Origin of the sequence: Micromonospora sp. NPDC047793 (genome assembly GCF_040642635.1) — a bacterium.
Lineage (GTDB): Bacteria > Actinomycetota > Actinomycetes > Mycobacteriales > Micromonosporaceae > Micromonospora.
On record NZ_JBEYSG010000013.1, the window covers coordinates 122,373 to 135,515 of the forward strand.

Genomic DNA, 13,143 nt, shown 5'->3' on the forward strand with positions numbered 1-13,143 from the left:
ACCGGTGGTCAGACCCAGCGGTGCCGGTACCGCCACATCAGGGCGGTGTTGACGACCAGCAGGACGGCGTAGACCGCCCCGGCCAGCCGGCCGGCGAGTACGGTCGTGGCCGGCAGGGCCGCCCACAACACGATGGTCATCAACAGCAGCATCCGGCCGCGTCGCATCCGGGATCGGTTGTCGAGCCGGGCGAAGAACGCCGGATCGCTCTCCCGGAGATTGCGGGTGATCTGCTCGAAACGGCGCTGGTCCTCTTTGCTGAGCATGTGCCTTCCCCTCACGCGTTCAGCAACGGCGCGGCGGATTACCCCTGCGGCGACGGCTCACGCTCTCCTGCTGGTCCTACTTTGGCCGGTCGCCCGTCCGCACCGACCGGGAGCGCGGCCGGACAGCGCCGCCAGCGCGGCCGGACAGCGCCAGCAGCAGGGCCGGACGGCGGCGGGAGCGCGACCGGACGCCTGAGCACTGCCTTACGCACGCCTTAAATCTGCCTGTGGGGTCGAACCGGTCCGCCGTCGACCGGGCGGGTGGGATTGTCACCTACCGTAGGCGGCTCGTGTCGTCCGTGCTGCTCGCGTGGTGCGTACCCGGGTGACCGGTGCGGTAGGCGACCTCCGCTCGCGTTGAGCGTTGCCTTAAGTCGCCCCGGGCGGGCGGGACGGCCCGTCTTGTCGGGTCAGATGCCGCTGACTACCTTGCCGGGGCAACCCCCTCCGGCAGCAGTCGTCGCACCTCACCACCCCCGCTCGGCCGTGAGCGCGACGCTGGGTAGAAACGGGAACGGTGTATGGCCGACCAGCATGTGCCACCCCGCCGCGACGAGCGCGGACAGGACCCCCGTCCGTACCCCCGTTCCCGGCAGCCCCACCCGCACCCTCGACCACACCCACACCAGGCCACCCCGTACCCCCGACCTCAGCCGCACCCGGTCGAGCCCTACCCGCACGACGGCCGCCCGCAGTGGATCGGGCCGGACGGGCACGGGGTACCGCCGATGCCGGTGGGCGGACCGCCCGATCTGGACGGTGACGACGACGGCGGTCGCCGCGTCGGGCGCCGTCGGGCGCTGGCGGCGCTGGGCGGTACCGCCGCCGTGGTCGCCGGTGGCGCGGCCCTGGCGATGACGCCGCAGGTGCGTGGCCTCTTCGGCGGCGGCGCAGCGGTGGCCGGCGACGCCACCGGGACCACCACGACCGACGGTACGCCGGCACGTCCCAGCGGGCAGCGGCCGAGTACGGTCCGCACCTACACCGAGCAGAACGAGAGCTACATGGGCTCCCGCGCCGGTGAGGTGCTCAAGAAGAACGCCCCCAAGGGTGGTCGGGTCCACTCCGGCCCGGCGCAGGCCGCGGCGGAGACCAAGGTGACCGTCAAGACGGTGCTCAGCAAGGACCCGGCGGTGCACCTGGCCCGCCGGCTGACCTTCGGACCGACCGCCGCCGTGCTCGCCGAGATCAAGCAGCGCGGCATCGACGGCTGGGTGCGCTGGCAGTTGGAGCCGGAGAAGATCGCCCCGACCCGGGCGGAACTCAAGCTCGCCGAACTGCCCACCCTGAACCTCTCCGTCAAGGAACTGCGCGAGCAGCGGGACCAGCTCAACGAGCGGGGCGCCCAACCGGAGCGGGAGATGGTGGACGCCACCGTCGCCCGGCAGATCTGGTCGGACCGCCAGCTCTTCGAGGTGATGGTCGACTTCTGGAACGACTTCCTGCACGTCGCGGCCGAGTTCGACGGCGGCGAGGTGTACCGCAACTCGTTCGACCGGGACGTGGTCCGCAAGCACGCGCTGGGCAGCTACCCGCAGATGCTGCTGGCCGCCAACCGGCACCCGGCCCTGCTGCTCTATCTCAACCAGGTGGACTCCCGGGCGGACGCGGTCAACGAGAACCTGGCCCGGGAGAACCTGGAGCTGTACTCGGTCGGTGTCGACGGCGGCTACACCGAGGCCGACGTCCGCCAGGCCGCGCTGCTCCAGACCGGCCGGGGCGTCCAGGACGGCGCGTACGTCTTCCGTCCCGACCGCCACTACGTCGGCAAGGTCAAGATCCTCGGTTTCCGGCACGCCAACGACTCGGCGGACCCGAAGCGGGCCGAGGCGGCGATCGACGCGTACCTCACCCACATCGCGTTGCACCCGTCCACCGCGAAGTACGTGGCACAGAACCTGGCCGTCCGGTTCGTCTCGGACACCCCGCCGAAGTCCCTGGTGGACCGGCTGGCCAAGACGTACAGCGCGAACAAGGGCCAGATCAAGCCGGTGCTGATGACGCTCTTCAGCTCCTCGGAGTTCTGGGCGGCGGTGGGGCAGAAGGTGCGCCGCCCACTGGAGTACCTGGTCGCCACCTACCGCACCCTCGGCGTCTCCCCGGACGCGGCACCGCGCCACGACAACGGCGACAACCGCCGCACCCCGTACGCGCGAGGTCTGCGGCAGATCTCCGACAAGCTGCGCGAGCTGGGCCACCACCCGATGGGTCAGCCCACCCCGGACGGCTACCCGGACGTCTACGTGGCCTGGACGTCGGCGGGCACGATGGTCAACGGCTGGAACGAGGCGAACGAACTGCTCGCCGCCAACCGCACCGTGTTCACCCACACCCGGCCGGAGAAGCTGGTGGCCGACCCGCCCGCCACCGCCGGGGCGTACGTGGACGCGCTGGCCCGACGGCTGGTCCGGCAGAAGCTGTCCGACCGGGAACGGGCGCTGATCCTCGACGTGGCCGGGGTCTCCGCCGGCACGAGGGTCGACGCGAACTTCGACGGGGCGATCACCGCCGTCGCGCGGGCGATCCTCGCCTCCCCCCAGCACCACCTCCGCTGAGGCCCCGATGGAGGAGCCCGTGTACTCGTACCCCCTGCACCCGGAATGCCCCGACGTGCGGCGACTCGCCGACAACCCGGCCGAGGCCCTGCTGCGGGCCGAGGCCGACGTGGTGGCCGCCGAGAACGCCGCCGAGGCGGACCGCTACCGGCGGCTGGAGGAGTTGGAGGAGGCCCAGCAGGACGGGCGCGGGGTGACCCGGCGGACCTTCGTCGCCGGTGCCGCCGCCACCGCCACCGCCCTGGCCACCGCCCAGTTCGTCACCACCTCGGCGTCCTTCGCGGCCACCAAGACCGGCACGCTGGTGCACGTCTTCCTCTACGGCGGCCTGGACGGGCTCAGCCTGGTCGCGCCGAACGACGATCCGGTGCTCGACCGGGCCCGCCCGGACCTGCTGCTGCCCGACGACTCGTTGGCGCTCGGCCGGGGCTTCAAGCTGACCAGCGCGTTCCGGCCGCTGGAGCCGTGGTTGCGCGCCGGGAAGCTCGGTTTCGTCCCGGGCGTCTCCGACGAGCGCCTGTCCCGCAGCCACTTCCAGGCCGCCGACGCCTGCAACCTCGGCGGACTGCCCGGTGAGACCGGCGGCCGGGGCTGGCTGGACAGCCTGGTCGACGCGCTCGGCAAGGGCACCGCGTTCCGCAGCGTCGGTGTCGGCAGCACGCTGCCCCGGTCGCTGGTCGGCAACAACGGCGCCATCTCGCTCAACAGTGTCGGCTCGTTGCGCCTCGCCGGTGACGAGCGATACCGGGAGGCCACCGAGAAGGCGATCCGGGGCCTGTTCACCGGCATCAACCACCCGGTCGAGGAGGCGGTGCGCTCCGGGCTGGGCGCGCTGTCCACCGCGCGCCGGCTCTCCGCCGAGCCCTACCGGCCGGCCGAGGGGGTGGAGTACCGGGGCGTCGGCTTCGCCTTCCAGCAGCTCGCGCAGCTCATCAAGGGCGGCGCGAACGTCCGGGTGGCCACCGTCGGCATGGGCGGGTACGACACCCACGAGAACCAGGGCACCGGCGAGGGCGGGCAGCTCTATCGGCGGCTCAACGAACTGGCCGCCGCGCTGGCCGCGTTCTTCACCGACCTCGGTGCCGCCGCCGACGACGTGACCGTCATGGTGTCCAGCGAGTTCGGGCGGCGGGTCGCCTCCAACAGCGGCGGCACCGACCACGGCCACGGCGGCGTGGTGACCATCCTGTCCGGCCGCACACTCGCCGGTCCGCTGCTCGGCACCTGGAACGGATTGAACGCCCTCGACTCCGGAGACGTCCCCGAGTACAACAACATGTTCAACGTCTACGGCTCGGTGGCCCAGGGCCGGTTCGGGCTCACCAACGCGGAGGTGGACAAGATCTTCCCCCGGATGAAGTACGCCCCGATGAAGCTGTACGCGTGACCCACCACGCGTACGCCGACCGTCGGTCCGGGTCGCGGACCCACGCCGACGGTCGTCCGCCCGCGCCTCCTCCGCTGCCCGTGGCGGCCCGGCGCGGGCCCGCCGGCCGGCGGTTGCTGACCGGGTTGTTCCTGGTCGGCCTGGTCGCCAGCGTGCTGCCCTGGTGGCTCGACACCCCGGCCGGCTCGCTCACCGACGCCACCGCGACGACCACCGCCGCCGGCCAGATCACCGGCCTGCTCGCCGGTTACCTGCTGCTCGTGCAGGTGCTGCTGATGAGCCGGTTGCCGGTGCTGGAACGGGTGGTCGGCGGCGAGCGGATCGCGGCGTGGCACCGGGACCTCGGGGTCACCCTGCTGGTCGCGGTGCTCGCGCACACCGCCTTCATCCTGGTCGGCTACGGCGGCCTGACCGGCCGCTCGCCGTGGGACCAGGCCGGGGTGATGCTGCGCGAATACCAGGACATGGTCTCCGCGTTCGCCGCCGCCGGTCTGCTGGTGCTGGTCGGGTTGACCAGCGTCCGGGCGGTACGCCGGGCGTTGCCCTACGAGCTGTGGCACGCCACCCACCTGGCCGGGTACGCGGTCCTGCTGCTCGGCTTCGCGCACCAGTTCAGCAACGGCACCCAGTTGTTCCGTCCCGGCCCGGTCCGCACCGGCTGGATCGTCTGCTACGGACTGGTGGTCGCCGCCCTGGTGTGGGGGCGGCTGGTCGGGCCGCTGACGGTCAACCTGCGGCACCGGCTGCGGGTCGCCGACGTGGTGGCGGAGAGCCCGGACACCGTCTCGATCTATCTGACCGGCGTGCGGCTGGACCGGCTGGCCCTGCTCGGCGGCCAGTTCTTCCGTTGGCGTTTCCTGACCCGGGGCTGCTGGTGGCAGTCGCACCCGTTCTCGGTCTCCGCCGCCGCCAACGGCCGCTGGCTGCGGCTCACCGTCAAGGTGGTCGGCGCGTACACCGGGGACCTGCGCGACCTCGAACCCGGCGTACGGGTCTGGGCGGTGGGACCGTCGGGCACCTTCACCGCCGCGCACCGGGTCCGCGAACGCGCGCTGCTGATCGCCGGTGGCAGCGGCATCACCCCGCTGCGGGCGATGCTGGAGGAGTTGCCGCCCGGCGCGGCGCTGATCTACCGGGCCCGTACCCCGGCCGACGTGCTGCTGCACCGGGAGCTGGACTGGCTGGCGCAGGCCCGGGGCGTACGGATCTGGTATGTCGTCGGCTCCCGGAACGACCCCGGCCCACGCCAGGTGATGTCGCCGGACGGGTTGCGCCGGCTCGTGCCGGACGTGGCCCGACGCGACGTCTACCTCTGCGGCCCGCCGGGCCTGGTCGAGCAGAGCCGACGGCTGCTGCGCCGGATCGGCGTGCCCCGCCGGCAGATCCACGTCGGCACCTTCGAGCTCTAGCAGAGGAGTACCGCCCCGATGCGTCGCGCGCTGTTCGCGATCACCGGCCTGGCCGCCAGCACCACCGCGATGGTGGTGCTCAAGGCCGCCCCGGGCACCGGTCAGGTCGCCCAGGAGCCACCCCCCGGCACGGCACCGACGACGGACGGGCCGACGCCGCCGGTGGACGCCGAGGAGTCGCCGTCGGCGAGCCGCGAACCCCGCGCCACCCGGTCACCGAAACCCGCGCGCAGCACCGAGGCCCCGGCGCGCCGCACGGACTCGTCCGAGGCACCCCGGACCCCCTCGGCCCCCCGCACCACCACCACCGCCGCGCCCCGGCCCGCCACCCGGACCGTCACCGGCCCGGTGGTCGGCAACGAGTACGGCAACGTGCAGGTGCGCATCACCCTCACCGGCAGCCGCATCACCGACGCGGTCGCGCTGGAACTGCCGGAGCGGACCGCCCAGTCCGAGCAGCGCAGCGACCTCGTCGACAGCCGGTACAGCGGCGTCGCGGGGCTGGTCGTCGCGCGGCAGAGCGCCGACCTGGACACCGTCTCCGGGGCGACCGCGACGAGCCAGTCCTACCGGCAGTCCCTGCAGGCCGCGATCGACCGGGCCCGCTGATGGCGGCCGGCACCGCGACCCGCCCCGGCCTGCGCCGGGTCGAACACGTCATGGGTACGCCGATCAGCCTGGACATCGCCGACGACCTGCCCGCCGCCGAGCTGACCCACCTCGCCGACGAGGTGTTCGGCTGGCTGCGCGAGGTGGACGCGCGATTCAGCACGTACCTCCCGGACAGCGAGGTGTGCCGCTTCGACCGGGGTGAGCTGCTGCTCTCCGAGGCGTCGGCGGACCTGCGCCGGGTGCTGGAACGCTGCGCCGACCTGTGGGGCGACACCGACGGGTTCTTCGACGCGTACGCCACCGGCGGGCTCGACCCGTCCGGGTACGTCAAGGGCTGGGCCGCCCAGGTGGCCTCGGACCGGCTGCTCGCCGCCGGTGCCGTCAACCACTGCGTGAACGCCGGTGGGGACGTGCGGGTACGCGGCCACTCGTCGACCGGACGACCGTGGCGGATCGGGGTGCGGCATCCGTGGGACCCGTCGGCGGTCTGCCTGGTGCTGACCGGCACCGACCTGGCGGTGGCCACCTCGGGGGTCTACGAGCGCGGCCACCACGTGCGTGACCCCCGGCGGGGCGCACCGGCGAAGGGCCTGCGGTCGGTGACCGTGGTCGGACACGACCTGGGGCTGGCCGACGCGTACTCGACTGCCGCCCTGGCCATGGGCGTGACCGGCATCGGCTGGGTGGACCGGCTGCCGGGGCACCGGCACGCGGTGGTCACCGAGGACGCCCGCTGCCTGCGCTCCACCGACCTGCCGCTGGCCGACTGACCGGTGCGGCAGACGATCAGGGCCAGCGGGCCGGCCGGTGCAGGATCGCCGGTCGGGAGCCGAGCGGCCGGGGACGTCCGGGGCGTGAACCCGGTGGTCGGGTGGCCGCCCAGCGTCGTCCGGGCCGGTGCCGGCGAGGCGGTTCGGCCCCGCCCTGGTGTTGCTCCGTGTGGTCGGTGGACATCGGATCCCCGCTCCCGGCGCGGGCGCGCCGTCGTGATGCTCAACGAGCACCGCCCGTCGGGCGTCGCTGTCGGGTACCGCACGGACTCCCCGGCCCGGCTCTGCGACCGCGTCGGGGCAGCAGCGGTGGCTCAGCGACCGCGTCGGGGCAGCGGCAGGTGGCCGGGGACCAGCGCGGGGGTCAGCGTGACGCCGCTGGCCCGCAACTCGGCGACCAGGGTGTTCTGCACCAGGTACGAGTCGGGGAGCTGCCAGCGGGCCTGCTCCGGCGCGACCGCCCAGCGCACCGGCCCCTCGGGCAGCCGGGTGGGCGGTGCCGGCACCCACGAGCCGGGACCGTGCCGCACCACGTGGAAGCAGTGCTCCAGCTCGGGGCGGAGCGGGTCACCGGGGCGGACCAGGAACATCCAGCGACCGGTCGGGGTGACCAGCACCGGTCCGCGTACGCCGGGGCCGACCGGGTGCGACCGGATCGCGTCGAGCATCCGTCGGCCCAGGTGGGCGGCGACCTCCAGCACGTCGAACGCGCGGCCGGTGGGCAGCAGGATGCCGTGCGGGCGGGACCGCCACCAGGTGGCCACCCGGGCCGGGTCGGCGCTGGCCGCGTGCTCCCAGTCCTCCAGCGCGGGGTGGCAGCCCACCGTCGGGCACCCGGCCCGGCCGCAGACGAAGCGGCTGCGCGCGAGGCAGGCGCCGGGGGTCACCTCCCAGCCGTGCAGCGCGTACCGCACCGCGACGCGGCGCAGCCGCACCCGCTCCAACGGCGACAGACGTGCCACGCTCGGTGCGACATTCCCCCACATTGGTGCCATCTCCCCTCGCCGGAACCGACCGGCACCAGCACATACGTCGAACAGCGTCACTGCCGTGGCCTGCGATCGTTTGTTTGACAAAGTGGCCTATGCAACTTGCACGAAAGTACGAGGATCGGCCGTACGGCTGACGCACAAGCAGTGCGACCAGCGGAAACCTGACGTACGGACGGATGGCCGCATCTGCGGATCAGCCCCCGGCTCCTGGCCAGGGCTCCAGCAGCAAGGGGAGGACCGGGGACATGGACGAACTGCCCATCGGGCGGCGGGTGGCCTACTGGCGCGGGCGACGCAAGATGTCGCAACAGGTCTTCGCCGACCGACTGGGTAAGTCCAAGAGCTGGGTCGACAAGATCGAGCGCGGCGTACGGCGGCTGGACAAGTTCTCGGTGCTCTACGAGATCGCCGACATCCTCCAGATCGACGTGCAGCTGCTGCTCGGCAAGGACCCGGAGCGGCGCACCGACACCATGAACTGCATCGACCAGGTCGAGGTCGAGGAGATCCGGGCCGCCCTGGAGCGGTACGACTCGATCAGCGCCTACTTCGACGCGAAGCCGGAACCGCCGCCACTGGTCGACATGGGCAAGGCCGTCACCCACGCCTGGCTCACCTACCAGTACGGCCGGTACGGCATGCTGACCCGGGCGCTGCCCAAGCTGCTGCGCGACGCCCAGGCGGCCGACGCCGCGTACGGCGGTGAACAGGCCCGACGCGCCGCGAACCTGCTCGGGCAGGTCTACCAGATCGCCTCCTCGGTGCTGCGCAAGCTGGGGGAGTGTGACCTGTCCTGGCTGGCCGCCGACCGCTCCATCGCGGTCGCCCAGCGCGCCGACGACCAACTGCTCGCCGGGATCGCCACCACCCGTGTCTGCAACGCCCTGCTCGCCATGGGACGCCCCCGCTCCGCGCTGGAACTGAACGTCCGCATCGCCGACCGGATCGCACCGGGCGGAGGCAACGACAGCAGAGCCGACCGGCTCTCGGTCTACGGGATGCTGCTGTTGCAGGGCGCGATGGCCGCCGCGCGGACCGGCGACACCTCCACCGTCGCGGACCTGCTCGACGGTGCCCGCGACGCCGCCCGCGAACTCGGCAGTGACCAGAACCACTACTGGACGTCGTTCGGGCCGACCAACGTCGAACTGCACCGCGCGGCGGCCGCCGTCGAACTGGGCGACGGCGGGCGGGCCGTGGAGATCCACCGCACCCGGATCGTCAACCTGCCGTTCGACGCCATGCTGCCCGAACGTCGCGCCCACCACCTGCTCGACCAGGCCCGCGCCTACTCCCAGATCGGCGACATGGCCAACGCCGGGGAGATGCTGCTGCGCGGCGACCGGCTGGCGCCGTCGGAGATCCGCTGCCGCCCGATCGCCCACGAGGTCATGTCCGAGGTCCTGCGTCGCACACGGGGTGCGCCGCCTTCTCCGATCGCGGAGTTGGCTGAGCACATGGGAGTAGGAGTATGAACTCGGAGCCGGCATGACCGGTTCGCACCGCCACGACGGGCACCAAGAGGTGCTCTACATCATCGCCTGCGGTTCGCCGTTGGCCCGAGACGTGGGCCGGCTCGTCGAGCTGGCCCAACAGGACGGCTGGGACGTCTGCGTGATCACCACGCCGGACGGCGCCAAGTTCGTCGACCGCACCGCGCTGGCCCGCACCACCGGCCACCCGGTGCGTACGCACTACAAGAACCCGGGGGACCCGGACGTCCTGCCGTCGGCCGACGCCATCATCGTCTGCCCGGCCACCGTCAACACGGTGAACAAATGGGTGGCCGGCATCGCCGACACCCTCGCCCTCGGGTTGCTGGTGGAGGCGCAGGGACGGGGCGTACCGCTGGTCGCCGTGCCGTACACCAACGCGGCGATGGCCGCCCATCCGGCCTTCCAGACCGGGATCGCCCGACTGGCGGAGTGGGGGGTGACCGTGCTCTTCGGCGACGACGTCTTCCCCCTGCACCCGCCCGGGACCGGAGAACGCCACCAGCACGCCTTCCCCTGGGCCCTGCCGCTGACCGCCCTGCGCGACCAGCTCTGCCGGACCGGGTGACGTGAAAGGAAGGGCACCTTATTAACGCCTCCGGTAGTACAGGGGTCCCCTGCAATCACCCCGACACCGGATGCCGCAATCCGCAGCCCGGGCCGTGGCCACCGCCACGGCCCGGGTGACGTCCCGGAGTGGCACCGACGCCGGTAAGCTGGCGCGCCGTGAGCACAACCGCAGCCGTGCCGACCGTCGCCGACGTCGTGGCCGAGCTGGAGCGGCGCTATCCGCCCACCTGGGCCGAGGAGTGGGACAAGGTCGGGCTGGTGCTCGGCGAGCCCGGTGCCCCGGTCCGCCGGATCCTCTGCGTCGTCGACGTGGTCCCCGAGACCGTCGCCGAGGCCCTCGCCGCCCACGCCGACATGATCATCGCGCACCACCCGCTGCTGCTGCGGGGCGTCTCGTCGGTGGCGCCGACGACGTACAAGGGTCGCATCATCCACCAACTGATCAAGGCCGACGTCGCGCTCTACGTCGCCCACACCAACGCCGACGTCGCCGTACCCGGAGTCTCCGACGCCCTCGCCCACCGGCTCGGCCTGACCGACCTGCGTCCGCTGAAACCGTCCCGGCCGGGCACGCCCGCCGCCGGTGAGGGCCGGGGCGCCGGGCGCATCGGCGAGCTGCCGCAGCCACTGACCCTGGCCGAGCTGGCCCGGCACGCCGCCGCCGTGCTGCCCACCACCGCCATCGGCGTACGCGCCGCGGGCGATCCGGACCGCATGGTGCGTACGCTGGCAGTCTGCGGCGGTGCGGGGGACAGTTTCCTGGCCGACGCGACCGCCGCCGGGGTGGACGCGTACCTCACCGCAGACCTGCGTCACCACCCGACCGGCGAACACCTCGCCACCGGTGGACCGGCGCTGCTCGACGCCACCCACTGGGCCACCGAACGGCCCTGGCTCGACGATGTGGCCACCGGGTTGCGCGCCACGCTGCCGGGCGTCGAGACCCTGGTGTCCGACCTGGACACCGACCCGTGGACCGTACACGCCGCCTCACCCGCCGCCCCGGAGCGATCCGCAGCGGACGACAAGGAGCCCCGACCGTGAAGGCTGACCCCCAGGTCCAGCGCCGCCTGCTCGACCTCCAGGCGATCGACACCGCTCTCGCCAAGCTCGCCCACCGCCGCCGGGCGCTGCCCGAGCGCGCCGAACTGGAGGCTCTCGCCCGCGAGCTGTCGTCGCTGGAGGACGAGCGGGTCCGCGCCCAGGTGGCCGTGGACGACCTGGACCGGGACATCGCCCGGCTGGAGAAGGACGTCGACCAGGTACGCGCCCGCAAGAAGAAGGACGAGGACCGCCTCGCCGCCGGTGGCGGTCCGGCCCGTGAGCTGGAGGCGCTCCAGCACGAGCTGGTCTCGTTGAACCGCCGGCAGAGCGACCTGGAGGACGCCGAGCTGGAGTTGATGGAGCAGCGGGAGACCGCCCAGTCGACGCTCGACGGGGTGGAGCAGCGGCTGACCGAGGTGCGCGAGCGGCGGGCCGCCACCGAGCAGCGCCGCGACGAGGCCCTGGCCGAGATCGGCCGCGAGGAGGAGTTCAAGCGCTCCGCCCGGCAGCCGCTCGCCGGTGACCTCCCCGGCGACCTGGTGCAGCTCTACGACAAGATCCGTGCCGACACCGGCCTGGGCGCCGCGCTGCTGACCGCCGGCCGCTGCGGCGGGTGCCGCCTGGACCTCTCCGGTGCCGACCTGGCCCGGATCCGCAAGACCGATCCCGACGAGGTGGTCCGCTGCGAGGACTGTCGCCGGATCATGGTCCGCACCAACGAGTCCGGGCTGTAGCCGGTGGCGCCGCGTACCGTGCTGGTCGAGGCCGACGGGGGCTCCCGGGGCAACCCCGGCCCGGCCGGCTACGGCGCGGTCGTCCGTGACCAGGCGACCGGCGAGGTGCTGGCCGAACGCAGCGAGTCGATCGGCACCGCCACCAACAACGTCGCCGAGTACCAGGGCATGATCGCCGGCCTGACCGCCGCCGCCGAACTGGGCGCCAGCGAGGTCGAGATCCGGATGGACTCCAAGCTGGTCGTCGAGCAGATGTCCGGCCGCTGGCAGATCAAGCACCCCGGGCTGCGTCCGCTCGCCGCCCAGGCCGCCCAGATCGTCAGCCGATTCGACGCGGTCCGCTTCACCTGGATCCCCCGGGACCGCAACACGCACGCCGACCGGCTGGCCAACGCCGCGATGGACGCCGCCGCCACGTCGGGCACCGCCACACCGGTCGTCACGCCACCGCGTACCGTCGAGTCACCGCGCCGCCTCGGCGGCCCGGAACCGGCCGGCGGCGGCGCGACCCAGGTCGCCGCCCGCGCCGACGAGTCGCCCGGCACCGACCCGAGCAGCGCCCCGGTCTCCTGGGAGCCGCGCCCCAGCTTCACCGCCACCCGGCTGATCCTGGTCCGGCACGGCGAGACCGAGTACACCGAACAGGGCCGCTACTCCGGACGCGGCGACATCCCGCTCTCCGCGAAGGGCAAGGACCAGGTGCGGGCCACCGCCGCCCGGGTCGCCGCGCTCGCCCCCGACACCGCCGCCGTGGTCAGCTCACCGCTGTCCCGGTGTACGGCGACCGCCGAGGCCATCGCCGCCGCCGTCGGCGACATCCCGGTACGCCGCGACGACGAGCTGATCGAGTGCGACTTCGGTGCCTGGGAGGGCCGGACCTTCGCCGAGGTCCGCGAACAGTGGGGCGGCGAACTCGACGCCTGGCTCGCCTCGCCCCGGATCGCCCCACCCGACGGCGAGTCCTTCGACGAGGTCGCCCGACGCTGCACGCGGGTGGTGGAGCGGCTGCTCGCCGCGTACCCCGGTCAGACCGTGGTGGTGGTCTCGCACGTCTCGCCGATCAAGCTGATGCTGCGCGACGCGCTCGCCGCCACCGACGCCTTCCTGCACCGCCTCTTCCTCGACGCCGCCGGCATCTCCATCCTCGACCGCTGGCCCGACGGCGGCATAGCCGTCCGCTCCGTCAACGAAACCCCCTACCTGCCCTGACCAGCCGGGTTCGGCCTGCGCCGGGTTCGGCCTGCGCCGGTCGGCCTGCGCCGTCGGCCTGCGCGGGTCGGCCCGCGCGGTCGGCCTGCGCGGTTGATCAAG

General features: G+C 73.1%; 12 protein-coding genes. 10 read left to right on the forward strand and 2 right to left on the reverse strand.

Going from position 1 to position 13,143, the window contains the following annotated elements:
* Positions 1 to 8: 8 nt before the first annotated feature.
* The gene (locus ABZ738_RS23450; protein ID WP_131056949.1) at positions 9 to 266 is read right to left on the reverse strand and encodes a DUF3040 domain-containing protein; all 258 of its coding nucleotides are present in this window, start codon (positions 264 to 266) and stop codon (positions 9 to 11) included.
* Between the two features lie 521 nt (positions 267 to 787).
* Between ABZ738_RS23450 and ABZ738_RS23455 the strand changes: the two genes are divergently transcribed.
* Genes ABZ738_RS23455 through ABZ738_RS23475 form a run of 5 tightly spaced genes read left to right on the forward strand, consistent with a single transcriptional unit; the run spans position 788 to position 6,999 of the window.
* On the forward strand, positions 788 to 2,821 hold the full coding sequence (locus tag ABZ738_RS23455; protein WP_357216317.1) for a DUF1800 domain-containing protein: 2,034 nt from the start codon (positions 788 to 790) through the stop codon (positions 2,819 to 2,821).
* Positions 2,822 to 2,840: 19 nt separating this feature from the next.
* The gene (locus ABZ738_RS23460) at positions 2,841 to 4,208 is read left to right on the forward strand and encodes a DUF1501 domain-containing protein (RefSeq protein ID WP_357216320.1); all 1,368 of its coding nucleotides are present in this window, start codon (positions 2,841 to 2,843) and stop codon (positions 4,206 to 4,208) included.
* Complete coding sequence (locus ABZ738_RS23465) at positions 4,205 to 5,617, forward strand: ferredoxin reductase family protein (RefSeq protein WP_357216323.1); 1,413 nt, start codon at positions 4,205 to 4,207, stop codon at positions 5,615 to 5,617. Before ABZ738_RS23460 ends, ABZ738_RS23465 begins: the two co-directional genes overlap by 4 nt.
* Positions 5,618 to 5,635: 18 nt before the next feature.
* Positions 5,636 to 6,226 (forward strand): FMN-binding protein, encoded by a 591-nt coding sequence (locus tag ABZ738_RS23470; protein WP_131054468.1) that lies wholly within the window; start codon positions 5,636 to 5,638, stop codon positions 6,224 to 6,226.
* Between the two features lie 50 nt (positions 6,227 to 6,276).
* On the forward strand, positions 6,277 to 6,999 hold the full coding sequence (locus tag ABZ738_RS23475) for an FAD:protein FMN transferase (protein ID WP_131054471.1): 723 nt from the start codon (positions 6,277 to 6,279) through the stop codon (positions 6,997 to 6,999).
* A gap of 314 nt (positions 7,000 to 7,313) precedes the next feature.
* On the opposite strand, the gene ABZ738_RS23480 is transcribed toward ABZ738_RS23475, so the two are convergent.
* Positions 7,314 to 7,985 carry a bifunctional DNA primase/polymerase gene (locus tag ABZ738_RS23480; RefSeq protein WP_131054467.1) on the reverse strand — a complete coding sequence of 224 codons (672 nt, stop codon included), beginning with the start codon at positions 7,983 to 7,985 and terminating at the stop codon, positions 7,314 to 7,316.
* Positions 7,986 to 8,236: 251 nt separating this feature from the next.
* Between ABZ738_RS23480 and ABZ738_RS23485 the strand changes: the two genes are divergently transcribed.
* The 5 genes from ABZ738_RS23485 to ABZ738_RS23505 all read left to right on the forward strand — a co-directional run bounded on the left by ABZ738_RS23485 (position 8,237) and on the right by ABZ738_RS23505 (position 13,041).
* Positions 8,237 to 9,466 (forward strand): helix-turn-helix domain-containing protein, encoded by a 1,230-nt coding sequence (locus ABZ738_RS23485; protein WP_131054466.1) that lies wholly within the window; start codon positions 8,237 to 8,239, stop codon positions 9,464 to 9,466.
* Positions 9,467 to 9,479: 13 nt separating this feature from the next.
* Positions 9,480 to 10,052: a flavoprotein gene (locus ABZ738_RS23490; protein ID WP_131054465.1), complete on the forward strand. Its 573-nt coding sequence runs from the start codon at positions 9,480 to 9,482 to the stop codon at positions 10,050 to 10,052.
* Positions 10,053 to 10,210: 158 nt separating this feature from the next.
* Positions 10,211 to 11,098 carry a Nif3-like dinuclear metal center hexameric protein gene (locus ABZ738_RS23495; RefSeq protein ID WP_357216328.1) on the forward strand — a complete coding sequence of 296 codons (888 nt, stop codon included), beginning with the start codon at positions 10,211 to 10,213 and terminating at the stop codon, positions 11,096 to 11,098.
* On the forward strand, positions 11,095 to 11,832 hold the full coding sequence (locus tag ABZ738_RS23500) for a C4-type zinc ribbon domain-containing protein (RefSeq protein ID WP_131057826.1): 738 nt from the start codon (positions 11,095 to 11,097) through the stop codon (positions 11,830 to 11,832). Before ABZ738_RS23495 ends, ABZ738_RS23500 begins: the two co-directional genes overlap by 4 nt.
* 3 nt (positions 11,833 to 11,835) lie before the next feature.
* Complete coding sequence (locus ABZ738_RS23505; RefSeq protein WP_357216330.1) at positions 11,836 to 13,041, forward strand: bifunctional RNase H/acid phosphatase; 1,206 nt, start codon at positions 11,836 to 11,838, stop codon at positions 13,039 to 13,041.
* The last annotated feature ends 102 nt before the right edge of the window (positions 13,042 to 13,143 follow it).